The sequence below is a fragment of the Psychromonas sp. Urea-02u-13 genome (assembly GCF_002835995.1).
Classification (GTDB): Bacteria; Pseudomonadota; Gammaproteobacteria; order Enterobacterales; family Psychromonadaceae; genus Psychromonas.
The window spans coordinates 156,195-180,501 of the sequence record NZ_PJBZ01000039.1; the positions used below are offsets into that span (position 1 = coordinate 156,195).

A 24,307-nucleotide genomic window follows, 5' to 3' on the forward strand; every position below is an offset into this window, starting at 1 on the left:
GCGTGAAAATAACCCTGCCACAATATAGATGTTGGAATATTAGATGAAGAACCTTCCTGTTTGGCTAAGCGCCCTACGTTTACGCACCTTACCACTTGCAGCCGCTTCCATTATTGTGGGTGCAGGTATCGCCGTACATCACCAGGTTTTTGACCTGTCTATCTTTTTACTGTCGCTGACGACCGCTTTGTTATTACAAATTCTTTCTAATCTAGCGAATGATTATGGCGATGCACTTAGTGGCGCGGATGATGAAAACCGAGTTGGTCCAATACGCGCCATGCAGACAGGCTTAATCACTGCGAAGGCGATGAAAAATGCCATTATAATAACCATTGCTTTGACGCTGGTCAGTGGATTGAGTTTATTATTGCTGGCATTAAATGATGACCTATTTAGTTGGTTAGTTTTCTTAGGTTTAGGTGTGCTCGCTATTATCGCCGCTATTACTTATACCCTCGGAAAGTTGCCCTATGGCTACCGTGCTTTGGGTGATGTTGCAGTATTTTTGTTTTTTGGTTTATTAGGCGTGATTGGTAGCTTTTATCTCTACGCATTAAGTTTTGATTGGTTATTAGTCTTACCTGCATCCAGTATTGGTTTGTTATCGGCTGCGGTTTTAAACATCAATAATATCCGTGATATCGAAAATGACCGTAAACACAATAAAACTACCTTAGTGGTGTTACTTGGCCGAGCCGCTGCTTTTAAATATCATTTGTGTTTAATCTCATTAGCGCCACTGCTTGCAGGTTATTACTTGTTTAACCTTGAAAGCACGCAAACTTGGCAATATCTGTTTTTACTCGCGATGAGCCCATTGATTAAAAGTTGTAATGCATTAAATAGTGCCATTCATGAAAACCCATCATCGGGTGATCAATTTAATGAACAGTTAAAAAATACTGCGATTGGCACTTTCGTTTTTGCGATGTTATTTGCACTGGTTTTAATTACTTAATAAAAAATCGTCTGCCCAAGACGACACTTTTAATGAGATCTTCTCTAATAATTTGCTGTTTTTACCTATTTCAAGTGAAATTACGGTGAAAAAAACAACATATTTTCAGTTTTTTGCAATTTCTGTGTTCTGTTTAACAGTAACGTTAGGTATAATGCGCGCGGAATATTGACCACAATTTTATTACTAATACAGAGTATAAAAAATGACAGATTTAAGTAAATACAGAAATATCGGTATTTTCGCGCACGTTGATGCGGGTAAAACTACTACTACAGAGCGTATCCTAAAACTTACTGGCCAGATCCACAAAACTGGTGAAGTACATGACGGCGAATCTACAACTGACTTCATGGAACAGGAAGCTGAGCGCGGTATTACTATCCAGTCTGCTGCTGTAACTTGTTTCTGGGACGATCACCGTTTTAACGTTATCGATACTCCTGGACACGTTGACTTCACTGTTGAAGTATACCGTTCTCTTAAAGTACTTGATGGTGGTATTGGTGTATTCTGTGGTTCTGGTGGTGTTGAACCACAATCAGAAACTAACTGGCGTTACGCGAATGACTCACGAGTAGCTCGTATTATCTTCGTAAACAAATTAGACCGTATGGGTGCTGATTTTTACCGCGTTGTTAAGCAAACTCAAGACGTTCTTGGTGCTAACCCACTAGTAATGGTTCTACCAATCGGTATCGAAGATGATTTCGTTGGTGTTGTTGACCTGCTTACTCGTAAAGCATTCATCTGGGATGACTCTGGTCTTCCAGAAAACTTCAAAGTTGAAGATGTTCCTGCGGACATGGTTGACAAAGTTGAAGAATACCGTGAAATGTTGCTTGAAGAAGCACTAGGTCAAGATGATGAGCTTCTTGAAGCATATCTTGAAGGCGAAGAGCCATCTTTAGCAGACATTAAACGTTGTATCCGTATGGGTACTCGTACAATGGACTTCTTCCCAACTTACTGTGGTTCTGCATTCAAGAACAAAGGTGTTCAAAACATTCTTGACGCTGTTGTTGATTACCTACCTTGTCCAACAGATGTTGATCCACAACCGCTTACAGATGACGAAGGCGAGCCAAACGGCGAATACGCAATCGTTTCTACTGAAGAATCTTTCAAAGCACTAGCATTCAAAATCACTGATGACCGTTTTGGTTCATTAACTTTCGTACGTATCTACTCAGGTACGTTGAAGAAAGGCGATACAATCATGAACGCTGCAACAGGTAAAACTGAGCGTGTTGGTCGTATGTGTGAAATGCAAGCAGATGATCGTAACGAACTTCAATCAGCGCAAGCGGGTGATATCATCGCTATCGTTGGTATGAAGACTAACGTTCAAACTGGTCACACATTATGTGATCCAAAGAACCCAATCGTTCTAGAAGCAATGGTATTCCCTAACCCAGTAATCTCTATCTCTGTTACACCAAAAGATAAAGGTTCTACTGAGAAAATGGGTATTGCTATCGGTAAAATGGTTGCAGAAGATCCTACGTTTAAAGTTGAAACTGATATCGATTCAGGCGAAACAATCTTGTCTGGTATGGGTGAGCTTCACTTAGACATTAAAGTAGATATTCTTAAGCGTACATATGGCGTTGAGCTATTAGTTGGCGAACCTCAAGTTGCTTACCGTGAAACTATCACGCAAGAAACTGAAGATTCTTACACGCATAAGAAACAATCTGGTGGTTCTGGTCAATTCGGTAAGATCGATTACCGTATCAAGCCTGGCGAACCTGGTTCTGGCTTTACGTTCAAATCTATCGTTACTGGTGGTAATGTACCAAAAGAATTCTTCCCAGCGATTGAGAAAGGCTTCAAAGGCATGATGGATACTGGTGTTTTAGCTGGTTTCCCTGTACTTGACGTTGAAATTGAACTTTACGATGGTGGTTTCCACGCCGTGGATTCATCTGCAGTAGCATTTGAATTAGCAGCACGTGGTGCATTCCGTCAGTCTATCCCTAAAGCGGGCGCACAACTTCTTGAGCCAATCATGTCTGTAGACGTGTTTACTCCTGATGACCATGTTGGTGATGTAATCGGTGACCTTAGTCGTCGTCGTGGTATGATCGCTGGTCAAGAGCCTGGTGCTTCTGGTGTTCGTATTAAAGCTGACGTACCTCTTTCAGAAATGTTTGGTTACATCGGTTCACTACGTACAATGACTTCAGGCCGTGGTCAGTTCTCTATGGAGTTCAAAAACTACATGCCTACTCCTTCTTCTGTAGCTGAAGCAGTTATTGCTAAAGTTAAAGAAGAAAAAGAAGCGGCTAAAAAGAAATAATATTTCTTAATTAGCTCGTTCTTATAAAACCCTAATAGTGAAAACTGTTAGGGTTTTTTTGTATCTGTAATAAAGCTGTCGGCCGTTAGCTATCAGCTGTTAGTTAAAATCTATCAGAAAGCTGTTAGCGATCAGTTGTCAGCTGTCAGTTAAAACCTATCAGAAAGCTGTTAGCGATCAGTTGTCAGCTGTCAGTTAAAACCTATCAGAAAGCTGTTAGCGATCAGTTGTCAGCTGTCAGTTAAAACCTAAAACCTAAAACCTAAAACCTAAAACACTAAACCTACCGCTAACCACTGCTTTTGAACTTACTGATAGCTGACCGCTGAAGGCTAATAGCTTGTCCCACTGCTTTTGAACTTACTGATAGCTGACCGCTGAAGGCTAATTTCTTGTCCCACTGCTTTTGAACTTACTGATAGCTGACCGCTGAAGGCTAATAGCTTGTCCCACTGCTTTTGAACTTACTGATAGCTGACCGCTGACCGCTGAAGGCTAATTGCTTGTCCCACTGCTTTTGAACTTACTGATAGCTGACCGCTAATAGCTTATCCCACTGCTTTTGAACTTACTGATAGCTGACCGCTAATTGCTTGTCCCACTGCTTTTGAACTTACTGATAGCTGACAGCTGAAGACTAACAGCTTGGTTTCCTGATGATTTAGTGAGTTTTATTTAATTAAGCGAGTTGTTGCTGTACTGGTAAACTCGCTTTTTTATTTTATCGCTGGATTTATCATCAAATATTTCATTTTACTGCTTTTATTACCGCTTTCTGTTTTTGCCAATCAAGGTAACGAAACAAACAACTCTTTTAGCAAAGCAAAAAAAATGCTTGAAAGGGATGTTTATAAAACTGACCAAGAGCGTAAAACAATTTATTGCGAAGCGGATTTTGATGCTAAAAAGAAGGTGACTTTCCCGAGCGGTTTTAGCACGACAAAATATATAAAACGTGCAAAAAAAGTGGAATGGGAACATGTCGTTCCTGCGGAAAACTTTGGGCGTAATTTTAAAGCATGGCGTGAGGGTGATGACAGTTGTATTAATAGTAAGGGTAAAACCTTTAAAGGAAGACGCTGCGCGGAAAAGACCAATCAGCAATATCGTTTGATGCAATCAGACATGTATAACCTTTACCCTGCAATTGGCGCGGTTAATGCGAGCCGTAGTAACTATAACTTTGTTTTGTTAAATACAGAGAAAAGTAGTTTTGGTAGCTGTGCAATGAAAATTGTCAAAGGTAAAGCAGAGCCACCTAAAAATGCACGTGGCATGATTGCCCGTAGTTACCTGTATATGCACCAAACATACGACAGATATACGATGAGCCGCCAACAACTACAGCTGATGAATGCGTGGCATAAGCAACAACCTGTTACTCAGTGGGAATGTTTACGTGGACAACGTATTGCAGAAAAACAAGGTAATGAAAGTGAAATTTTAGAGAAAAGTTGCGCCCTAGCTGGGTTTTAGATAAGGCGCTGTAAAGGTGTTCAGGTAAGGATTATCTCGCGTACAAAGCGACTACCAAAATAAGCAAGAGTGAGCAGTGAAGAGCCCACGATGGTGATATAAACGGTTAAACGGCCACGCCATCCTTGCTTATAATGGCCCCACAGTAGTACCCCATAAATTACCCATGCAATCATCGACAATATCGCTTTATGCGCTTTGCCCTGTGCAAACATATCTTCTAAAAAGATAAAACCTGTCAACAATGTACAACTTAATAAAATAAAGCCGATAAAAATAAACTGAAAAAGGCTTTTTTCAAGGGTCATTATTGGCGGCATATTAATTTTAGTCAGTGGTAATTTATGATTTTTTAGACGGTGATCTAAATAAGCAAGCTGTAGTGCAAATAAGCTCGCAATAGTCATGGTTGAATAAGCGAGTAGTGCAATAATAATGTGTGAACCGACTGCTGGGTGTGTTTCTAAATGCGTGACAAAGTGGCTTGGCAAATAAGTAACAGCGATAAAATTAATAACAGTGAAACCATAAACAACGGGTAACAATACGCCGGTATTTAAACGTTTGCTGGCGGCTGTACTGAGTAACGAGATAATAAAGGTGACTAATGAGACCACATTTAAGATTTGTAAGTCTTGTCCACCAAGCATAAATACGTGCTGGTATAACCAAGTCGCATGCGTCGACAGCGCTATCACGATAGGAATCAAAAAAGTGCTTGAAAGTGGCTTCTGGGATGAAAGTAGTTGCTTGCTAGCAACAACTGCCGCGACAAGGTAAAAAATTCCACTTATTAATGCTAAATAGTCCATATCAATCCATTTTCGTATTTACTTAAGTTAGCAATTATATGCAAATTTTAGCGGATGAGAAGTTAATACTACTTTGAAAGGCAATGTTGCGTATAATATCTACCATTCTATTTTAATTTCTAGTAACGAGAGCGAAGCATGTTTGAGAATTTAACCGACCGATTGTCGAAAACCCTAAAAACGATCAGTGGTAAAGGCCGCTTAACAGAAGACAATATCAAGGGTACGTTACGTGAAGTACGTATGGCGCTATTAGAAGCCGATGTTGCCTTACCTGTTGTTCGCGACTTTATTCAGGCGGTTAAAAAGCGTGCTGTCGGTCGTGAAGTGACCAAAACACTAAACCCAGGCCAAGCGTTTCTTAAGATCGTTCAAAGCGAACTTGAATCTGCTATGGGTGATGTTAATGAATCGCTAAACCTAGCGATGCAACCACCGGCTGTTTTATTAATGGCAGGTTTACAAGGTGCGGGTAAAACCACCTCTGTTGCTAAATTGGCCTTGTTATTAAAAAACAAAGAAAAAAAATCAGTCTTAGTCGTAAGTGCGGATATTTACCGTCCTGCTGCTATCAAGCAGTTAGAAACATTAGCAGCTGAAGTTGGCGTAGAGTTCTTCCCAAGTGATATCACGCAAAAGCCGATTGATATCGCTAATGCGGCCATTGACCACGCTAAAAAGAAATTTATTGATGTCGTGATTGTCGATACGGCCGGTCGTTTACATGTTGATACTGACATGATGAACGAGATTAAAGATCTTCACGCTGCGATTACACCTATCGAAACACTGTTTGTTGTTGATGCAATGACAGGTCAAGATGCGGCGAATACTGCAAAGGCCTTTAATGAAGCGTTACCATTAACAGGTATTATCTTAACCAAAGCCGATGGTGATGCACGTGGTGGTGCTGCGCTTTCTATTCGTCATATCACCGGTAAGCCGATTAAATTTATCGGTATGGGTGAGAAAATTGATGCATTAGAATCATTCCACCCTGACAGAATCGCGTCACGTATTTTAGGCATGGGTGATGTTTTAACCCTTATCGAAGATCTTGAGCAAAAAGTAGATAAAGTAAAAGCGGATAAACTCGCTAAAAAAATCACTAAAGGTAAAGGTTTTGATTTAGAAGATTTCCGTGACCAACTTGTGCAAATGAAAGGCATGGGTGGCATGGCAGGCATGATGGACAAGCTACCTGGAATGGGTCAAGTTCCTGATGCAATGAAAGATCAAGTGAATGATAAAGCGACTAATCAAATGGAAGCCATCATCAATTCAATGACTAAGAAAGAACGTGCAAAACCTGAAATCATTAAAGGTGGCCGTAAGCGCCGTATTGCAGCTGGCTCTGGTACTCAGATTCAAGATGTGAATAAATTGCTTAAGCAGTTCACTCAGATGCAAAAAATGATGAAGAAGATGTCTGGTAAAGGCGGTATGCGTAAAATGATGTCTGGTATGCAAGGCATGATGGGTGGCGCTGGCGGTATGGGCGGCGCAATGGGAATGCCTCCTGGTCTAGGTGGTTTCCGTAAGAAGTAATTATCTAGCCATTTACGGCAATAGCAGGTAAATAATCAGTTTTAATAAAAAGCCAAATCTTCGGATTTGGCTTTTTTGTGCCTATAGTGTTTTTTTTGCTGTTTATTTTTTATTCGAAAATGTGATTTTGATTGTTATTTTCGTGCAAAAGAGTATGATTCGGCAGCTTTCTACAAAAGCAGGCGGTCAGCATTAGCTGGCCAATTATACGTTTAACAATATATAGAGGACGATATGGTAACTATTCGTTTAGCTCGCGGCGGCCAAAAAAAGCGCCCATTCTACCAAGTAGTAGTAACAGATAGCCGTAACGCACGTGACGGCCGTTTCCTTGAAAAAGTTGGTTTCTTTAACCCAACAGCACAAGGTAATGCAGAAAAATTACGTTTAGACACAGATCGCATTGACCACTGGCTTGGCCTTGGTGCACAGCTTAGTGATCGTGTAGCTAAATTAGTAAAAGACAACGCAGTAGCTGCATAATTGCAGTTAGGTGAGGAGATTCAGGTGAGCAACATAGCAGAGCCAATTGTAATCGGAAAATTTGGTGCCGTTCACGGCATTAAAGGCTGGTTAAAAATTCACTCCTACACCGATGATGCTGAAAGTATTTTTCAATACAAGCCATTGTTGATGAAGTATCAGGGGCGAATCCAAGACGTGAATATCACTGAATGGAAAACTCATGGTAATACCTTCGTTGCAAAAATAGATGCATTTGATGTTCGCGAAGAAGCACAAGCCCTTGTTGGTGTTGAACTTCTTGTAAACGCAGGTGAGTTTCCTGAATTGGAAAATGATTTCTATTGGCGTGATTTGATCGGGTGTCAGGTAAATACTGACCAAGGTTATCATTTAGGTGTTGTCACCGAAATGATGGAAACAGGCTCTAAAGATGTGCTTGTGGTTAAAGCCAACTCGAATGATGCTTTTGGGCAGAAAGAGCGGTTAATTCCGTTCATTAAAGAGCAAGTCGTATCTCACGTAGATATTGCTGGCAAACTAATTACAGTTAATTGGGAACCTGATTTCTGATTACCCTAGGAGAAAAGCGATGTGGATTGGGGTTGTAAGCCTCTTCCCGGACATGTTTCGGGCCATTAGCGAGAACGGGGTAACAGGTCGAGCGATTAAAAATAATCTGCTTTCAATCCAAAGTTGGAATCCTCGTGATTTCACTGCGGATAAACATAGAACGGTCGATGATCGTCCCTATGGCGGTGGTCCTGGTATGTTGATGATGGTGCAACCTTTACGGGATGCTATCAACGCAGCAAAACAGGCAGCTAAAGAAGCAGGGCACGAGGCAAAGGTAATTTATCTTTCTCCTCAAGGCAGACGTTTAGACCATGCAGGCGCACAGCAATTAGCATCAGAGTCACAAGCTTTGATTTTAGTAGCAGGGCGTTATGAAGGCATAGACGAACGCATAATTGAAAGCTTAGTCGACGAAGAGTGGTCGGTAGGTGATTATGTGTTAAGTGGCGGTGAGCTACCAGCCATGATTTTAATTGATGCTATGGTGCGTTTCGTACCCGGTGTTTTAGGTCATGTGTTATCAGCTGAGCAAGACTCCTTCGCGGATGGATTGCTTGATTGTCCTCACTACACGCGCCCAGAGGTATTAGATGGAGAGTCTGTACCGAGTGTATTATTAAGTGGTGATCATGAAAAGATTCGTCTTTGGCGACTTGAACAATCATTACTGCGCACGAAACAAAGAAGACCCGATTTATTAAATGATCTAGCTCTGACTGACGAGCAAGCAAAACTGCTTGCTGCTCTGGAAAAGTGACTCCCACTGACCAGCGATGTTATTAGCTAACTAGATATAAAAGGTATTAAAATGAGCAATATTATACAAGCAATTAACGATGAACAGTTACGTACAGATATCCCAGCGTTCGCGCAAGGTGATACTGTTATTGTACGTGTTCGCGTAAAAGAAGGTGAAAAAGAGCGTCTTCAAGCATTTGAAGGTGTTGTTATCGCTAAGCGTAACCGTGGTTTACACTCAAACTTCACTGTTCGTAAAATGTCGAATGCTGAAGGTGTTGAGCGTGTATTCCAAACACATAGCCCACTTGTAGGAAGCGTTGAAGTTAAACGTCGTGGTGTGGTTCGCCAAGCTAAACTTTACTACTTACGTGAACTTACTGGTAAGGCTGCTCGTATTAAAGAGAAGCTTGGTAAAAAGAAATAGTCTTTTTATCTAATTGTAAGTAATACCAACTCAGTTGGTATGATAGAGCACTCTTCGGAGTGCTTTTTTTTGCTTAATTTTTGGAGTTAACAGTGCAGTATATAAAACGTTATCTATTAATCTGTATTGCCTTTATTTGTATTTTATTAGGTGTGATTGGCATCGTACTGCCTTTATTACCCACTACTCCTTTCTTTATATTAGCGCTGGCGTGTTTTGCGCGTAGTTCTAAGCGCTTTCACGATATATTATTAACAACCCCTTATATTGGCCCTTTACTCGCTGATTGGGAGTCTGATAAGAGAATAGAGAAAAAACGAAAAAAGCAGATCATATTATTGGTCGTTGGAAGTTTTGCTATTTCCGTTTTTGTCTTAGGGGATCGAATGTATTTACAGTTAATGTTAATCGCTATTATGTTTGTTTTATTATTCTTTATTAATCGAATTGATGAGAAATAAGCGCAGAACGTTCATTTTCAATATACGCATTAAACACCGGTAGGGTGATGATAAAACGGGTAAATTCATTTATTTTCGATTCAACCTCAATGCTTCCTGCGTGCCGCTTTATAATTTGTGAGCAAATAGTTAAACCAATGCCTAAGCCAAAGTTACCTTCACGTTTACTGGTGTAATTAAGCTCAAATATCTTCTCTAAGACGTTTTTTGTCATACCTTCTCCATTATCCTCAATGATCACTTGCACCTTAGGTGAGTGTTCATAGGGTAAATAAACGGTCGATATAGTTAACTTGCCTTGGCCCTTCGTTGCATCAATGGCATTGGCGATGATATTTGTCCAAACCTGTTCAAGTTCGATGGGGTGGCACTCTATCTGTGGCAGTTGTTGGTATTCTTTAATCACTTGGTAATTTTTAAGCTTATTTTCAAAAATAACCAGTGTCTCTTCTAAGCCCTCATGAATATTAGTCGCGCTGAAAGTCGCACTATCTTGCCCAGCATAATGTTTTAGGCTTTTGACTAAGTTCGCAATACGAGTTGCGCATACATTACTATTGCGCAAAATAGTGCCAGCCTGATGATATTGACTTAACAGGGTAACTGTCTGCGAAAAGTCGTGACCTATTTGTAATGGAATATCCTCTTTATCAAGTTGCATATTAACCAATTTTTTGGCGATATTTTTGTCACCGACTAAGGGTAATAAGTGTTTAATGCGGTTTCTTGCCTCAGAGGTTGATATTGGCGTAACAGTTAATCCTCGTTGTAAGGTTTGTTGCGCCAGCTGAGAAAATTCACTTTTATTATCATGCCCGAGCAAAGTTGTTATTAAACTAATAAGCGTATCTGAGCCACGTAGAATAGCTGCAACTGGGTTATTGAGTTCATGTGCGACTCCTGCGACAAGTTGCCCTAAAACCGCCATTTTTTCACTCTCAATTAGATGTTGATGGGCTACATCTAATGACTTTAAGGTATCTTGTAGCGCAAGCTCTGTCGATATACTGTGCTGTAAGCGACGATTGAAATTACGTAATAATAGGTTGGTAAATGGCGCTAACAAAGCGCTGTGTGAGTGCATTATTTGCGAGAAAATCGCATTATCAACTTTTAAAACCTCGGTATCTACCAGCGCGATGCCAGTACTGAATGCCACTTCTTCGGTTAAAAAGGACATTCCTCCTACCATACTACCTGCTTGCATTATGGTGATGTCTTGCGTTTCTCCCTGTGCATTGCGTTTTTTAAGCAGAACTTCTCCTTTGGTAATAAACCATAAAAAACGATTTTTTTGCCCTTCTCGAGTGAGAATATGATTCGCATGATAACGACGACGTACATTATGTTCGTCATTGTTTTCTAGTATTTTATACAAAGATTGAATAACCAAATTAGAAAGTTCTGTATCGCTATAAAGTGAATAATCAAGAAACCTGTCCTGAAATCCAGTGGGCTTGAGTAATCTTGTTTCGTTGAAGGGGGCTGATTGAGCGTGTTCTGCTAATGGTTTTTGTTGATGATGGGTAATTCGATAGTTACTCATTTGTGTTTCTATTAACTGTGTTAGTGACTTTTTTTGATAGGGTAGGGGGAAGAAATAATCAATGTTACCTTGGTTAATACAGTTCATTAATTGTTGCGTGCTAGGGTCCTGTGCGTAAACTATTTTTCGAATGATTTGGCATTGAGAATGTGTAAATAAAGACAGCGCATCACCATCAGATAAATATTGAGCGCATAAGATAAGTGCAAAAGTATCACTATTTTGTACGATAAGTTGACGTGCTTCATAGAGCGTTGTTGCTTCAACAAGCTGCAGTGTTGCGCTTAAGGGAAGCAGATCTTGCTTGATTTGTGCAAGACGCTGTAAATCACTGTCCACGCATAACATGGTTAGCATCATTCATACTCCAATAGGCAGAAAAGTGAGTATAGCAAGTCGCTATTTTGTGTAACCTCTTGTCTTCATTTCTTATGATTTTTATCAATGAGGTGCATCGTTAAATAATAAAAATGTGATAACCTTAGCAGTCAGCAATATTTAACAATAAAAGAGATAATATGAAAACAACATTACCTGAATATGAAAAAGCACAAGTATTAGTTATTGGCGATGTTATGTTAGATCGGTACTGGCATGGTCCAACGGGACGTATCTCTCCAGAAGCCCCGGTGCCTATTGTTAAAGTTGAACAAATTGAAGATCGCCCTGGTGGCGCAGCCAATGTTGCTTTAAATGTTGCTGCTTTAGGTGCTAAAGCGCATTTAATTGGCTTAGTGGGTAATGATGAACCTGCACGCACGTTAGCAAAAGGCCTTGAATCGGTACATGTAACGACTGATTTTGTTGTTGTAGAAGATTTTCCAACAATCACTAAATTACGTGTGTTAAGTCGTCATCAACAGCTTTTACGTTTGGACTTTGAAGAAAGCTTCCATGATGTTGATAGCGCCCCTATTCTAGAAAAAATGCAAGCAGGTTTGGTCACTGAAAACAGCGTTGTTATTCTTTCTGATTATAATAAAGGCTCGCTTTCTGATGTACAGAAAATGATTCAGCTAGCTAAAAAACAAAATGTGAAAGTATTAATTGATCCAAAAGGATCTGACTTTGAAAAATATCGTGGTGCAACATTGTTAACACCAAATCTTTCAGAGTTCGAAGCGGTTGTTGGCCATTGTAAGACAGATCAGCAATTGGTTGAGCGTGCTTTAAAGCTAGTTAAAAAGTTTGATCTACAAGCTATATTAGTAACACGTAGCGAGCACGGTATGACATTAGTACGTGAAGGCGCTGAAGCTTTTCACTTACCGACTCAAGCACAAGAAGTTTATGATGTAACGGGCGCCGGAGACACTGTGATCTCTGTGTTAGCAACCTCATTGGCTGCTGGCAGTTCTTTTGAAGATGCCTGTACGTTAGCAAACGCTGCCGCTGGTGTTGTTGTTGGAAAAATTGGTACTTCAACGGTTAATACCATTGAACTGGCTAATGCAGTTTATAGCCAACAAGAGATTGGTTTTGGTGCGTTAACTGAAGAGCAGTTAAAAGTAGCAGTGCAGCTAGCACAGCATCGTGGTGAAAAAGTGGTGATGACTAATGGCTGTTTTGATATTTTGCATGCTGGACATGTTTCATACCTTAATACTGCGCGTGAACAGGGTGAACGTTTAATTGTTGCCGTAAATAGTGATGCTTCAGTACGTGGCTTAAAAGGCGCTGGTCGCCCTGTAAATCCTGTTGATCGCCGCATGGCGGTACTTGCTGGATTAGGCGCAGTTGATTGGGTGATTGAGTTTACTGAAGATACCCCTCAGCGCTTAATCGCTAATATTTTACCTGATATGTTAGTAAAAGGTGGCGATTACAAAGTTGAAGAGATTGCCGGTGGCGCCGAAGTTATCGCGAATGGTGGTGAAGTACGTGTTCTTCAGTTTGAAGAAGGCTGCTCTACAACTGAAATTATTAAAACGATTCGTAACGAACATTAATCATTGAATCTGAGTTAAGTAGACGTGAAAAAGGGGCGATAATTTGCCCCTTATTTTATGCTGTTAATTAATGACTAACAGTTAGAAACAAAGCTCCAAACCTGCCATTGACCACTGTTTGTTGAAGGGGATTGACCTTTCGTCCACCAGTTCGCACGATAAGTTTTTCCATCGATAGTGCTTGTATCACCCGTGTTGTACATTTTTCCTGAATCCCACGCGCCATTACAAGAACCTGTTGGTGGAACAGTCACTGTTGTTGGTGTTGTACTGTAACTTGCAGTCAGTTGTACGTTAGCAAAATCAGCATAACCCTGAAGCATTATATGATAAGTGCCCATTGCATTTTCAATTGGGCAACTTTCACTATTCCCATCTTTATAAGGACGACAATCATAGCTAGTTGCTGATGGTTTACTGCCTTTCTTCACGTAGAGATCTGCATCACCACTACCACCTTGAATGTTTACCGTTAAGCGGCTGCTTGCTGGTACTTTGATGGTGTAGAAAACTTGTTCTGCTTTGCTACCTTTGCTTGAAACTGTTTTGCCATTGACTAAAACATCATCAATCGGATCTGGTTTTGGTGGTGTTGTACCAGTGGGTGTGCCGTAAACCTGTTGCAGTGCTGTAATATCAAGGTCAGTCAGTTTTGAACGTTGACCAAGTGCTGAACTTGGAACACTAGGGTTGTTCGAGGTGATGGTTGCTTGGCCATTAATACTGAATGCACGAGAGCTATAATGCATGATAGATTTAACATCGTAAGGACCGACAGAGGCAGTTACGCTTGCGCCTTTATTGAAGTTACTTTCCTTGCCCTCCTCGATATTTTTCCAATGAATATTCACATGCTGATCGCGATCGGCGCGTGATTGTTCATGATAAAAACCTAATGCATGTAAAAACTCATGAGCAACAATACCTGTTGTGCCACAACCTGGACCGATTGAAACAGGCTGTTTTGAACCTATACGACCGACGTGTGAATAACAGCCATCACCACGTATAATTTCAATGTAACCCACTTCGCTACTGCGCTCTACGAACGTTACTTTTGCTGCTTTTTCAAGCCATTTCATGGCATTTAAAATGGTCGTTCTATCGTTGCTTGGTACATTAGATTTGAATGTGTAAGGTACGACACCATTTGGCCAAGTCGTTTTACCACCCCATGATGCTTTTGCTGAAAAGTCATCATTAGAAAAATCACTAATGACAAAAGAAGGTACACCTTCTGTTTGCATCTCTTGGTGATCACCAAGAATAATATCACCCTCATAAACAGCGACTTCCTGGCCGTCTAATGACTTTAATTGGTAATCAACTAATTCGTTCTCGCCTAATACCGTTGCTTGCTCCGTGCTTACGCTTTGGTATTGAGTATTAATTTACTCTTCTGTTGTTGCATTTACAGCAAACGGTAATAAACCGAGTGCTAACACTATTTTATTTAATTTGTATTTCATATCTTATCCTTAAGAGATTTAATTGTAACTTCCATTGTCAATTAATCGTAACTGACAAGTGATTCTCTCAGGTGATTGAAAATTAAAAGTTGAAGTAGATCAAAAAAATAGCCGTAAATTCAATATGTTTTAATATATTTTTAACAAAATAGTAACAACAATGAGGTAGATAAAAAATAGACAAAAAAATAGCTAACACCAAAAAAGGAGTTAGCTATTGATTTTAACTTTAAAGATTAAGTTAGTTTTTTATTTCTTTTCTACTGGATCAGCCTTCGGATCTTGCTCGATAAGGCCTGAAGATACATCCATAATATCCTGTTCAGACAATGTGCCTGCTGAATACTTAAGTTGTAACATGTTAATAATGTAATCGTAACGTGCGTTAGCAAGTTGGTTTTCAGATGCATACAAACTACGTGTCGCATCTAATACATCAACGATAGTACGTGTACCTACTTCAAAGCCTGCTTCTGTTGCTTCAAGTGCACTGTTCGATGAAGTCACTGTTTGCTCATAAGCGGTAATCGAGCTAAGTGATGCGCGAACATTGTTATAACCACTGTTGATTTGTGCTTCAGTACTACGGAATGTTTGTACTAGATCTTCACTGGCCATTACATAACCGTATTGTGCTTGTTTAACACGTGATGTGATTGCACCACCGGTATAAATTGGCACATTTAATTGAATGCCAATCGTACCATTACTCATATCAGTATCACGAGCATCTATATCGTAATCACTGTTGTTGTAACCAATGCCTGCAGTAAAATCAAGCGTTGGTGAATGGCCTGTCTCTGCTAAATCGATTTGCATTTTAGCCAGCTCTTTAGAGATACGTTTACCGTGTAATTGTAAGTTGTGCTCTAGTGCTTTATTACGCCAAAACTTTACATCACCATCAATTTCTTGTGGGTCAAAAGTATCAGTATTAAGGTAAGAAATATTTAATACATCTTCACCCGTTAACTCACGTAAAACGTAGTAGCTATTAGCCAAAGAGTTTTCTGCAGAGATAAGATCTGCATTTGTTCGGTCATATTCAGCTTGTGCTTCATGTACGTCTGTAATGGCAATTAAACCTACATCAAAACGTTGTTTAGTTTGTTCAAGCTGACGTTCAACTGCACGTTTATTGGCTTTAACTGATTTTACTGCTTCATCGGCACGTAAAACATCAAAGTAAGCTTTTGAAGCGCGGAACAATAGGTCTTGTGCTGCATAACCGTAAATAGTGGCGTATTGAGTCGCTTGCTTTTCAGCTAAATCAACCTGTTGCCAATATGCACCATTGTATAACGATTGTGTTAACGAAAGGTTAGCGCCGTAGTTTGAGTTTGTTGAGTCATTGCCGTTATCATCTTCACTTGTCTGTGTATAACCAGCATTTAAGCCAAAACCAACTTGTGGTAACAAAGCCGCGTCAGCTTCATTGATTTTTTCATAATAAAAGTCGTATTGTGCTTTGCTTTTAAGAATAATGGGATCTTTAATTTTTGCTGTTTGATAAACTTGCAATAAAGAATCAGCAATTGCGCTTGAATTAAAAGTAGTTAAAGCAACAATTGAAGCGATGGAGAGTCGTTTAAACATTACAAAGTTTCCTATTAGGCATGCATTATTATGGTTTAAGCAGGCTACCATAATTTTGTGAAAGTGTATTATAAAAAATCAAATGGATATCTATAAACAGAGAGGTTAGCAGATAATGAACGAACATTCACTTTTGGGGCAAGCAGAACCCGTTAGTTATGGAAAAGAAGACTTAACGATTTTAAATAAGCAGCCTTTATATAAAGGTTTTTTCCAGTGTAATAAATATACCCTAAAGCATAAATTATTCGCAGGTGGTTGGAGCCCTGAAATTCAACGAGAAATTTTTGAACGCGGACACGCAGCCGCCGTCCTACCCTACGATATCAATAACGATACTGTGGTGTTAATCGAGCAGTTTCGCTTTGGCGCAATAGAAACTGATCAGTCTCCTTGGTTATTTGAACTTGTCGCGGGCATTATTGAAGCGGGAGAAGTTTCTGTTGAGGTGGTTAAACGAGAAGCGTTAGAAGAAGCTGGTTTAACACTGAAATCTACACAATTTATTATGAATTGTTTGTTAAGTCCGGGTGGTTCAACGGAACATGTCGATATTTATATTGGCTCAGTTGATAGTGAGCAGGCGGGTGGATTACACGGTTTAGAAGAAGAAGGTGAAGATATCCGTGTGCATGTCGTGGCAAGAGAGACTGCTTATCAGTGGATCATGGAAGGGAAAATTAATAACTCAGCCACTGTTATTGCCTTGTTATGGTTACAAATAAATAAAAATAAAGGCTTGAAATTATAAAAACAAATTCATTTGTTAATTTAGTGTAAAAGGAAATGAGGTATCACCTACACTTTTTACCATTAGTTCATATTCAACTGCGCACAAATGGTAAAATTTCTCACTTGCATGATGATAAATAGCGTGTTTAATTTATAATCATTTTAACTTTTTACTGAATAAATTATTTTTAGATTAATAGGTACTATGAACAGCAAAGCCGTACAATTAAAAGCAGACGCGCAGGGCGACTTAGCTTTTTTGCAGATAACAGACACTCATCTTTTTGCTGATAGAGAAAAAGACTTGCTTGGCATTAAAACGGTGCAAAGCTTTGAAGCTGTTGTTAAACATGCAAGTAAATACAAAAATTGCCAAGCGGTATTATCAACGGGTGATCTTTCTCAAGATCATTCCGCGCAGTCCTATTCAGATTTTAGTAAACACATCAAAACGTTAAACCTGCCATGTTACTGGTTACCCGGCAACCATGATATGCAGTCTGTTATGTTACCTAGTTTATTAGCAGAGGGTCTTGCACAAACTAAAGTAATTGAAAGTGAGTACTGGCAAGTTATCTTATTAGATTCGCAAGTTGAAGGTGTACCACACGGTTTATTGAGTGCATTGCAACTTGAGTTTTTACAACAAACACTTATAGAAAATCCTAATAAAAACACATTAATTTGTGTCCATCATCATGTTCTACCGGTGGGCAGTGCATGGCTTGATCAGCATATTTTAAAAAATAATGATGCTTTCCTTGATCTTATAAAACCCTTTTCCAATGTGGCCGCAGTGCTTTCTGGACATGTACATCAAGCGATAGATACGCTAAAAGACGGTGTTCGATTTATTACCACCCCTTCTACTTGCGTACAATTTAAACCTAATAGCGATGATTTTTCCTTAGATAGCGTTGCACCGGGCTATCGTTACCTGCGCTTAACAGCTTCGGGTGAAATTGAAACTGTGGTTGAGCGTATTAATAAAGATGCTTTTCCAGTGGATGCTGATGCAACGGGTTATTAATGGCAAAGGTCTTATTATCACTTCATGGTTTTCATAGCTCTCCTGCGTCCCTCAAAGCACGTCAACTTGCGACATTCCTAGCAAAACACCACCCTGAAATAATCTTTGTTTGCCCACAGCTTCCTTGTTTACCCGGTGAAATGTGGCAATTGATAGCGTCCATTTTTGAGCAATATAAAGATGATGAGATTGCTGTTGTTGGTAGTTCATTAGGTGGATACCTGGCTACTCAGGTTGCCGAAACCTATAAAGCTAAAGTTATTTTAGTTAATCCTGCCGTTACCCCTTATTTATTATTAAAAGCGTATGCGGGAGAACAGGTTCATCCGTATTTAGAAACGCCTTATTATATTAATGAAGACTTTATGACACAGTTAAAGGCGCTTGATGTAAAAATCATCAATAGACCACAAAATAGCTGGGTACTATTACAGCAAGGTGATGAGGTTTTAGATTACCAGCAGGCAATAACAAAATACCAAGGCTGTAAAATAACCTGTGAAAAAGAAGGAGACCATAGTTTTATTGGGTTTGAACGCTTTATTCCTGATATAATTAAATTCCTCTTTTAAGCTACTTTAAACTATATTTAGCTTCTTTCTAATCGTTAACAAGGTGCATCATGAGCGAACAATACAATTCCGATTCCATTGAAGTTTTAAACGGACTTGACCCTGTTCGTCATCGCCCGGGTATGTACACAGAAACAAATCGCCCTAATCACCTTGCTCAAGAAGTTATAGACAACTCAGTCGATGAAGCACTTGCAGGCCATGCCACATCAATACAAGTTATTCTGCATGAAGATCAATCCTTAGAAGTTATTGATGATGGCCGAGGTATGCCAGTTGATATTCATCCCGAAGAAAAAATATCCGGTGTCGAACTTATTTTTTGTAAGTTACACGCGGGTGGTAAATTTTCAGGTAAAAACTATGAAATATCAGGTGGTTTACACGGTGTAGGTATCTCTGTTGTTAATGCTTTATCAACCCGTGTTGATGTCAGTATTCGCCGTGATGCAAAAGTTTTTCATATTGCCTTTGAAAATGGTGATAAAGCTGAAGAACTAAGTGAAACAGGCACGTGTGGCCAACGCAATACGGGTACCAGTGTTCACTTTCGACCAGATCCTAAATACTTCGATAGTTTTAAATTCTCAGTCTCTCGTTTGTTACATTTACTTAAAGCAAAAGCGGTTTTATGCCCAGGTTTAAGCATTAAGTTTAAAGATCGCGTTAATAAAAACAGTTATGAATGGTGTTATCAGGATGGTTTGAATGACTATCTGCTTGAAGCTGTTTCTGAAAACGAATTATTACCCGCCACACCCTTTATTGGAAAGTTTACTGCAAACAGAGAAACAGCTGATTGGGCCGTTGTTTGGTTGCCTGAAGGTGGCGACTCTATTTCCGAGAGTTATGTAAACCTGATTCCTACTTCACAAGGTGGCACACACGTTAACGGTTTTAGACAAGGCCTGCTCGATGCGATGCGTGAGTTTTGTGATATTCGTAATTTACTGCCTCGTGGTATTAAAATTAGCCCAGAAGATATCTGGGAAAAGTGTGCTTATATTCTTTCTGTAAAAATTAAAGAGCCACAGTTTGCAGGGCAAACCAAAGAACGTTTATCTTCTCGTCAGTGTGCTGCTTTTGTTTCGGGTGTGGTAAAAGATGCATTTAGTCTTTGGCTTAATGCTAATGTAAATGAAGCGGAAGTATTAGCTGAGTTTTGTATTAGTAATGCACAAACACGTACGCGTAAAAGTAAAAAAGTTGCACGTAAAAAAATTACTCAAGGGCCTGCATTACCTGGGAAATTAACCGATTGTTCAGGGCAAGATCCTGAGCGTGGAGAGCTGTTTTTAGTGGAAGGTGATTCTGCGGGCGGTTCTGCAAAACAAGCGCGTGATCGTGAATTTCAAGCTATTTTACCGCTACGAGGCAAGATTAAAAATACTTGGGAAGATGAGTCAGATACTATTTTAAACTCAGAAGAGATACATAATATCTCTATTGCGATTGGTATCGATCCAGCTTCTTCTGATTTGTCCGGATTACGTTACGGGAAAATATGTATTCTTGCCGATGCCGATTCCGATGGTCTACATATCGCGACACTGATTTGTGCGCTGTTTGTGCAACATTTCCGTGCGGTTGTAGATGCAGGGCATTTCTATGTTGCCATGCCTCCTTTGTACCGTATTGATGTCGGTAAAGAAGTTTTTTATGCATTAGATGAATCAGAGAAAGAAGGCATTTTAGATAGAATTGAAGCGGAGAAGAAACGCGGTAAAGTAGGTGTGCAACGCTTTAAAGGATTGGGTGAAATGAACCCTGATCAGCTTCGTGAAACAACGATGGACCCAAACACTCGCCGTTTAGTGCAATTAACCAGTGTTGATTCTGAAAAAATGCTAGAGATGATGGATATGTTGCTTGCTAAAAAACGCGCGTCAGATAGAAAAAACTGGCTCGAAAGCAGCGGTGATATGTTATCAGTGGATTAATCTCTACGAGATAAATCTTCATTATTTACCTATTGAAGAAGCTGCCTGCATCTTCTTCAGTAAAACCTCCTCTTGTTAGTCGCTACTCCCCCTTTTGACCCTGCTTTATTAAATCAGGAATAAATGCTGTTTTCTTACTATCGATCCCTTTAAACTGGTCAATTTTTTAATGAATGATTAAAAGGTTTTCTATCTTGCACACTCTATCTCAATTAAATGCTGGCGAATTAGCGGGTATCAAGCGTCTTTCTCTTTCTGAAAACCTCACAGAATTCCCTCTGGCTATTTTGACATTAGCTGACAGTCTCGAAACACTTGATCTGTCTAATAACCTGCTTTCTACACTGCCTAGCGAGATCACGCAGTTACATAAATTGAAAATAATCTTTGCCTCAAATAACCGCTTTGAAACACTACCTGCAGTGCTCGGTGAATGTGAAAACTTAGAGATGGTTGGTTTCAAGTCTAATCAAATAAAGGAAGTGCCAGCCACTTCGTTGCCTAAAAAATTACGTTGGTTAATTTTAACCGATAATAAAATTACAACATTGCCTGAGAGTTTAGGGCAGCGCCCTCGCTTACAAAAATTAGCCTTAGCAGGTAACTGCTTAACAACATTGCCCACTACGATTTCTCAATTAGTTAACCTTGAGCTTGTGCGAATCTCCGCTAACCAGTTAACTGAGTGCCCTGAGTCGTTATTAAATCTGCCTCGACTTGCTTGGCTTGCCTTTGCAGGTAATCCATTTTGTCAGTCAGAGGTAAAAATCAAGTCGGTACCCAGCATTGAAACCTCAAGTTACAGCTTAAAGAATGTGTTGGGACAGGGGGCATCAGGTGTTATTTATCAAGCAAGTTGGAATGCGCCACAATCTCAATTCCCTGAGGATATTGCTGTTAAAGTATTTAAAGGGGAAGTGACAAGTGATGGTTATCCACAAGATGAATTACAGGCTTGTTTGAAAGTGGGTAATCATGAAAATCTAGTACAATCTTTAGCTCAGGTTGAAACTACAGGTGAACTTGCTTTGATTATGGATCTAATCCCTGCTCACTATAAAAATTTAGGCCTGCCTCCTAGTTTACAAAGTTGCACCCGCGATACCTTCCCTGCTGAATTTTCTTTGTCGATTGATCACATTGATAAAATAGTAAAACAGATGCAAGCGGTGTTTGAACACTTACATTCTAATCAAGTGTGCCACGGTGACCTATATGCGCATAATACTTTGCTGGATGAGCAGGCTAATATTATTTTTGGTGATTTTGGTGCTGCCACTATGTATCACATGTTGACAGCCACTCAACAGCAAAAAGTGAAACAAATTGAATACCGCGCACTGCAGCATTTTATTGATGATTTATTATCTATTTGTGCCAAGAAAGATAGAGAAAGTGAAGTTTATTTATCTTTAGAAAGCATCACTGAAAAGAATATTAATTAACTAACACGCTTTTAATAGGTTCCTATTAACACTTACATAATGGCTAACTAGCCGGTATGTAAGTGTTTTTTTTTGCCTTTTAAGACGAAAAAACAAGCTAAACGTGGTTATTCTACTTAATTCTAATAATAACCTTTATTAAACAGCAATTTAATGAAGTTAGTTTGTAAATTTCTTCTATAGTTTATCTATCAAAAATTCAAAATAAATCTAATAGGGAATAAGATGGCCAATTTAAGTTTTTCTCAAAAAATAACAGTCGCTTCTGCTGTGATAATCACAATAGGTTTGATTATTTTGTCGATTGTAAATTATGAGATCGTAAAACAAAATACTCAGGAAAACCTACAAAGTAATTTACAGGAAACCTCTAATACAGCATCTATTAATATTGCTAACTGGTTAAATGGGAAATTATTGGCGATTCAGTCTGTTGCGAATGTGACAGAGGGGATTTCGACGGACATGGATCGTTCACTGCTTTCTATTGTCCAAAAATCTAATGAATTCATTTCTGTTTATGTTGCGAGTGAGCAAGCGGATATGGTGATGGATGATCCTAAGGCACTGCTTCCCGCCGATTATGATCCGCGTATTCGTCCTTGGTATATTGCGGCTAAAAAATTAGGGCAGGGTTCTTTCACTGAACCTTATATTGATGTCACTACTGGTGGCCTAGTGATTTCTGCTTTAGCACCGATTAAAAATAATGGTCAATTTACGGGTGTAAGCGCTGGCGACATTTCATTAAATTATATTTCTGAAATGTTAAAACTGGTTAATTTTTCAAATACAGGGCAAGTGTTCTTAGTCTCGAAAGAAGGTCAGATACTAGTTCACAATGACAGCAACATGTATGGGAAAAACCTCAGAGATATCTACCCTGAACATGATATTAAATTGCAGTCAAAATTAGTGAAGAAGCAGCGCGCAGGCAAAGACTACCTTGTGGGTTATTATGCAATAAAGGGTGTGCCCTCACTTGATTGGTATTTAGCTGTTGAAGTTGATGAAAATAAAGCGTTTTCATCAATGGATGATATCCGTAATGGTTCGTTAATATTAACGCCTGTTGCAGTTATTATGACCATTATTTTATTAAGCCTTTTATTAAGCCGTTTAACAAAACCGTTAAGAGAGTTAAAGGTAGCGATGCAAGACATTGCGGAAGGTGATGCTGATTTAACACAGCGTTTACAGGTTACTACAAAAGACGAATTAGGTGAGCTCGCTAAACACTTTAATCGCTTTGTAGAAAATATTCACTTGATGATGCAAGACTTTAAAGTGCAGTCTGATGATATGACGATTATTGCACAGCAAATGAATGATATTTCAGAGCAAAGTAAACATGAAATGGGGCAGCAACGACAAGAAACAGAACAAGTTGCAACGGCTGTTGCTGAAATGTCTGCGGCTGCCGCGGAGATTGCACTCAATGCACAGGGCGCTGCCGCTGCTGCTCATGATGCTGACGAAGAAGGCTTAGTGATAAATCAAGTGGTGGAAGAGGCAATTTCTTCTATCCAAGGGTTAGCAGACAATCTCACTTCAGCAGAAAAAGATATTGCCGACTTAGAAGTTGAAGTTGCCGGCATTAGTACTGTTTTAGACGTTATTCGAGGCATTGCGGATCAAACTAACTTATTAGCGTTAAATGCGGCAATAGAAGCTGCTCGAGCGGGAGAGCAGGGTCGTGGTTTTGCAGTCGTTGCCGATGAAGTAAGAAGCTTAGCGGGTAAAACCCAAGAAAGTACTAAAGTCATCAATGCAAAAATTGAAAGCTTACAAAATGGTGCACATCGCGCGGTTGAATCAATGAAGAAAAGCCGAACAACCAGTGATGTTAGTGTACAAAAAGCAGGAGAAGCGGGCGCTTCATTAGGAAAAATATCAGAATCGGTTTCACGTATTTCAGATATGAATCTACAGATTGCGACTGCCTCTGAAGAGCAGACTAATGTTACCGAAGAAATAGCGCGTAACGTGACTAATATTTCAGACTCAACGGAAAGAACCTATGAAGGTGCTAATCAAACGGTCAGCACGAGTCAGCAACTGTCTGGTATTGGTGAGAATATTAATAAAGAAATTAATAAGTTTATTATCTAGTCTGCAATAACAATACCCTCAAAAAGCCATTATTAGTTTAATAATGGCTTTTTATTGTCTAGTTCCTAACCCTATATTTATACCTATACCCTACCCCTTTAGCGCTTTTCTCTTTGTGATTAATAAATTCATTTATCGTACTGCCATAGCCTA

At 39.5% G+C, this 24,307-nt stretch carries 20 protein-coding genes; 16 read left to right on the forward strand and 4 right to left on the reverse strand.

The genetic code is table 11. The features are described 5' to 3' along the window. Positions 1-43 precede the first annotated feature (43 nt). The 3 genes from menA (at position 44) to CXF74_RS02940 (ending at position 4,739) form a co-directional block, all read left to right on the forward strand. On the forward strand, positions 44-961 hold the full coding sequence (gene menA, locus CXF74_RS02930; protein WP_101080902.1) for a 1,4-dihydroxy-2-naphthoate octaprenyltransferase: 918 nt from the start codon (positions 44-46) through the stop codon (positions 959-961). 205 nt (positions 962-1,166) lie between these two features. Continuing rightward, positions 1,167-3,263: an elongation factor G gene (fusA, locus tag CXF74_RS02935; RefSeq protein ID WP_101080903.1), complete on the forward strand. Its 2,097-nt coding sequence runs from the start codon at positions 1,167-1,169 to the stop codon at positions 3,261-3,263. A gap of 831 nt (positions 3,264-4,094) precedes the next feature. Continuing rightward, positions 4,095-4,739, forward strand: a complete 645-nt coding sequence (locus CXF74_RS02940) for an endonuclease (protein WP_101080904.1) — start codon at positions 4,095-4,097, stop codon at positions 4,737-4,739. A 20-nt stretch (positions 4,740-4,759) separates the two neighbouring features. Here the strand turns inward: CXF74_RS02940 and CXF74_RS02945 are convergent, their stop codons facing one another. Further along, positions 4,760-5,551 (reverse strand): cytochrome C assembly family protein, encoded by a 792-nt coding sequence (locus CXF74_RS02945; RefSeq protein WP_101080905.1) that lies wholly within the window; start codon positions 5,549-5,551, stop codon positions 4,760-4,762. Positions 5,552-5,689: 138 nt separating this feature from the next. Here CXF74_RS02945 and ffh point away from each other — a divergent pair, with 138 nt between their 5' ends. From ffh to CXF74_RS02975, 6 genes are all read left to right on the forward strand, one after another. Further along, positions 5,690-7,099 carry a signal recognition particle protein gene (gene ffh, locus CXF74_RS02950; protein ID WP_101080906.1) on the forward strand — a complete coding sequence of 470 codons (1,410 nt, stop codon included), beginning with the start codon at positions 5,690-5,692 and terminating at the stop codon, positions 7,097-7,099. 234 nt (positions 7,100-7,333) lie between these two features. Then, on the forward strand, positions 7,334-7,582 hold the full coding sequence (rpsP, locus tag CXF74_RS02955) for a 30S ribosomal protein S16 (protein ID WP_101080907.1): 249 nt from the start codon (positions 7,334-7,336) through the stop codon (positions 7,580-7,582). 24 nt (positions 7,583-7,606) lie between these two features. Further along, the gene (gene rimM / locus CXF74_RS02960; protein WP_101080908.1) at positions 7,607-8,134 is read left to right on the forward strand and encodes a ribosome maturation factor RimM; all 528 of its coding nucleotides are present in this window, start codon (positions 7,607-7,609) and stop codon (positions 8,132-8,134) included. 19 nt (positions 8,135-8,153) lie between these two features. After that, the gene (gene trmD, locus CXF74_RS02965; RefSeq protein WP_101080909.1) at positions 8,154-8,894 is read left to right on the forward strand and encodes a tRNA (guanosine(37)-N1)-methyltransferase TrmD; all 741 of its coding nucleotides are present in this window, start codon (positions 8,154-8,156) and stop codon (positions 8,892-8,894) included. A 51-nt stretch (positions 8,895-8,945) separates the two neighbouring features. Further along, positions 8,946-9,302: a 50S ribosomal protein L19 gene (gene rplS, locus CXF74_RS02970; protein ID WP_101080910.1), complete on the forward strand. Its 357-nt coding sequence runs from the start codon at positions 8,946-8,948 to the stop codon at positions 9,300-9,302. A gap of 92 nt (positions 9,303-9,394) precedes the next feature. Next, positions 9,395-9,763, forward strand: coding sequence for a YbaN family protein (locus CXF74_RS02975; RefSeq protein ID WP_101080911.1), 369 nt, complete (start codon positions 9,395-9,397; stop codon positions 9,761-9,763). Here the strand turns inward: CXF74_RS02975 and CXF74_RS02980 are convergent. Further along, positions 9,741-11,669 (reverse strand): ATP-binding protein, encoded by a 1,929-nt coding sequence (locus CXF74_RS02980; RefSeq protein ID WP_232772418.1) that lies wholly within the window; start codon positions 11,667-11,669, stop codon positions 9,741-9,743. The two genes, CXF74_RS02975 and CXF74_RS02980, sit on opposite strands and share 23 nt — an antisense overlap. Before the next feature lie 158 nt (positions 11,670-11,827). Here CXF74_RS02980 and hldE point away from each other — a divergent pair, with 158 nt between their 5' ends. Then, positions 11,828-13,258: a bifunctional D-glycero-beta-D-manno-heptose-7-phosphate kinase/D-glycero-beta-D-manno-heptose 1-phosphate adenylyltransferase HldE gene (gene hldE / locus CXF74_RS02985; protein ID WP_101080912.1), complete on the forward strand. Its 1,431-nt coding sequence runs from the start codon at positions 11,828-11,830 to the stop codon at positions 13,256-13,258. Between the two features lie 74 nt (positions 13,259-13,332). On the opposite strand, the gene CXF74_RS02990 is transcribed toward hldE, so the two are convergent. Both CXF74_RS02990 and tolC read right to left on the reverse strand, forming a co-directional pair. Then, positions 13,333-14,505, reverse strand: coding sequence for a M12 family metallopeptidase (locus tag CXF74_RS02990; RefSeq protein WP_101080913.1), 1,173 nt, complete (start codon positions 14,503-14,505; stop codon positions 13,333-13,335). 471 nt (positions 14,506-14,976) lie between these two features. Beyond that, entirely contained in the window at positions 14,977-16,323 is a 1,347-nt protein-coding gene (gene tolC, locus CXF74_RS02995) for an outer membrane channel protein TolC (RefSeq protein ID WP_157822317.1), read from the reverse strand. A 115-nt stretch (positions 16,324-16,438) separates the two neighbouring features. On the opposite strand from tolC, the gene nudF reads away from it, so the two are divergent. The 6 genes from nudF (at position 16,439) to CXF74_RS03025 (ending at position 24,154) form a co-directional block, all read left to right on the forward strand. Next, the gene (gene nudF, locus CXF74_RS03000) at positions 16,439-17,074 is read left to right on the forward strand and encodes an ADP-ribose diphosphatase (protein ID WP_101080915.1); all 636 of its coding nucleotides are present in this window, start codon (positions 16,439-16,441) and stop codon (positions 17,072-17,074) included. 186 nt (positions 17,075-17,260) lie between these two features. After that, on the forward strand, positions 17,261-18,085 hold the full coding sequence (gene cpdA / locus CXF74_RS03005) for a 3',5'-cyclic-AMP phosphodiesterase (protein WP_101080916.1): 825 nt from the start codon (positions 17,261-17,263) through the stop codon (positions 18,083-18,085). Next, positions 18,085-18,657, forward strand: a complete 573-nt coding sequence (locus CXF74_RS03010) for a YqiA/YcfP family alpha/beta fold hydrolase (protein WP_101080917.1) — start codon at positions 18,085-18,087, stop codon at positions 18,655-18,657. The genes cpdA and CXF74_RS03010 overlap by 1 nt, the downstream gene beginning before the upstream one ends. Positions 18,658-18,707: 50 nt before the next feature. Further along, positions 18,708-20,597, forward strand: a complete 1,890-nt coding sequence (gene parE / locus CXF74_RS03015) for a DNA topoisomerase IV subunit B (RefSeq protein WP_101080918.1) — start codon at positions 18,708-18,710, stop codon at positions 20,595-20,597. A 194-nt stretch (positions 20,598-20,791) separates the two neighbouring features. Next, complete coding sequence (locus tag CXF74_RS03020; RefSeq protein ID WP_101080919.1) at positions 20,792-22,042, forward strand: leucine-rich repeat-containing protein kinase family protein; 1,251 nt, start codon at positions 20,792-20,794, stop codon at positions 22,040-22,042. 225 nt (positions 22,043-22,267) lie between these two features. After that, on the forward strand, positions 22,268-24,154 hold the full coding sequence (locus tag CXF74_RS03025; RefSeq protein WP_101080920.1) for a methyl-accepting chemotaxis protein: 1,887 nt from the start codon (positions 22,268-22,270) through the stop codon (positions 24,152-24,154). Positions 24,155-24,307 lie beyond the last annotated feature (153 nt).

Bases quoted from the DNA above. Each gene is read 5' to 3' on its own strand.
- CXF74_RS02990 (WP_101080913.1), bottom strand. From the start codon at position 14,505: ATGCAAACAGAAGGTGTACCTTCTTTTGTCATTAGTGATTTTTCTAAT.
- tolC (WP_157822317.1), bottom strand. From the start codon at position 16,323: ATGTTTAAACGACTCTCCATCGCTTCAATTGTTGCTTTAACTACTTTT.
- trmD (WP_101080909.1), top strand. From the start codon at position 8,154: ATGTGGATTGGGGTTGTAAGCCTCTTCCCGGACATGTTTCGGGCCATT.
- rpsP (WP_101080907.1), top strand. From the start codon at position 7,334: ATGGTAACTATTCGTTTAGCTCGCGGCGGCCAAAAAAAGCGCCCATTC.
- fusA (WP_101080903.1), top strand. From the start codon at position 1,167: ATGACAGATTTAAGTAAATACAGAAATATCGGTATTTTCGCGCACGTT.
- hldE (WP_101080912.1), top strand. From the start codon at position 11,828: ATGAAAACAACATTACCTGAATATGAAAAAGCACAAGTATTAGTTATT.
- ffh (WP_101080906.1), top strand. From the start codon at position 5,690: ATGTTTGAGAATTTAACCGACCGATTGTCGAAAACCCTAAAAACGATC.
- rplS (WP_101080910.1), top strand. From the start codon at position 8,946: ATGAGCAATATTATACAAGCAATTAACGATGAACAGTTACGTACAGAT.
- parE (WP_101080918.1), top strand. From the start codon at position 18,708: ATGAGCGAACAATACAATTCCGATTCCATTGAAGTTTTAAACGGACTT.
- menA (WP_101080902.1), top strand. From the start codon at position 44: ATGAAGAACCTTCCTGTTTGGCTAAGCGCCCTACGTTTACGCACCTTA.
- CXF74_RS02945 (WP_101080905.1), bottom strand. From the start codon at position 5,551: ATGGACTATTTAGCATTAATAAGTGGAATTTTTTACCTTGTCGCGGCA.
- CXF74_RS03025 (WP_101080920.1), top strand. From the start codon at position 22,268: ATGGCCAATTTAAGTTTTTCTCAAAAAATAACAGTCGCTTCTGCTGTG.
- cpdA (WP_101080916.1), top strand. From the start codon at position 17,261: ATGAACAGCAAAGCCGTACAATTAAAAGCAGACGCGCAGGGCGACTTA.
- nudF (WP_101080915.1), top strand. From the start codon at position 16,439: ATGAACGAACATTCACTTTTGGGGCAAGCAGAACCCGTTAGTTATGGA.
- CXF74_RS02940 (WP_101080904.1), top strand. From the start codon at position 4,095: ATGCTTGAAAGGGATGTTTATAAAACTGACCAAGAGCGTAAAACAATT.
- CXF74_RS03010 (WP_101080917.1), top strand. From the start codon at position 18,085: ATGGCAAAGGTCTTATTATCACTTCATGGTTTTCATAGCTCTCCTGCG.
- CXF74_RS02980 (WP_232772418.1), bottom strand. From the start codon at position 11,669: ATGATGCTAACCATGTTATGCGTGGACAGTGATTTACAGCGTCTTGCA.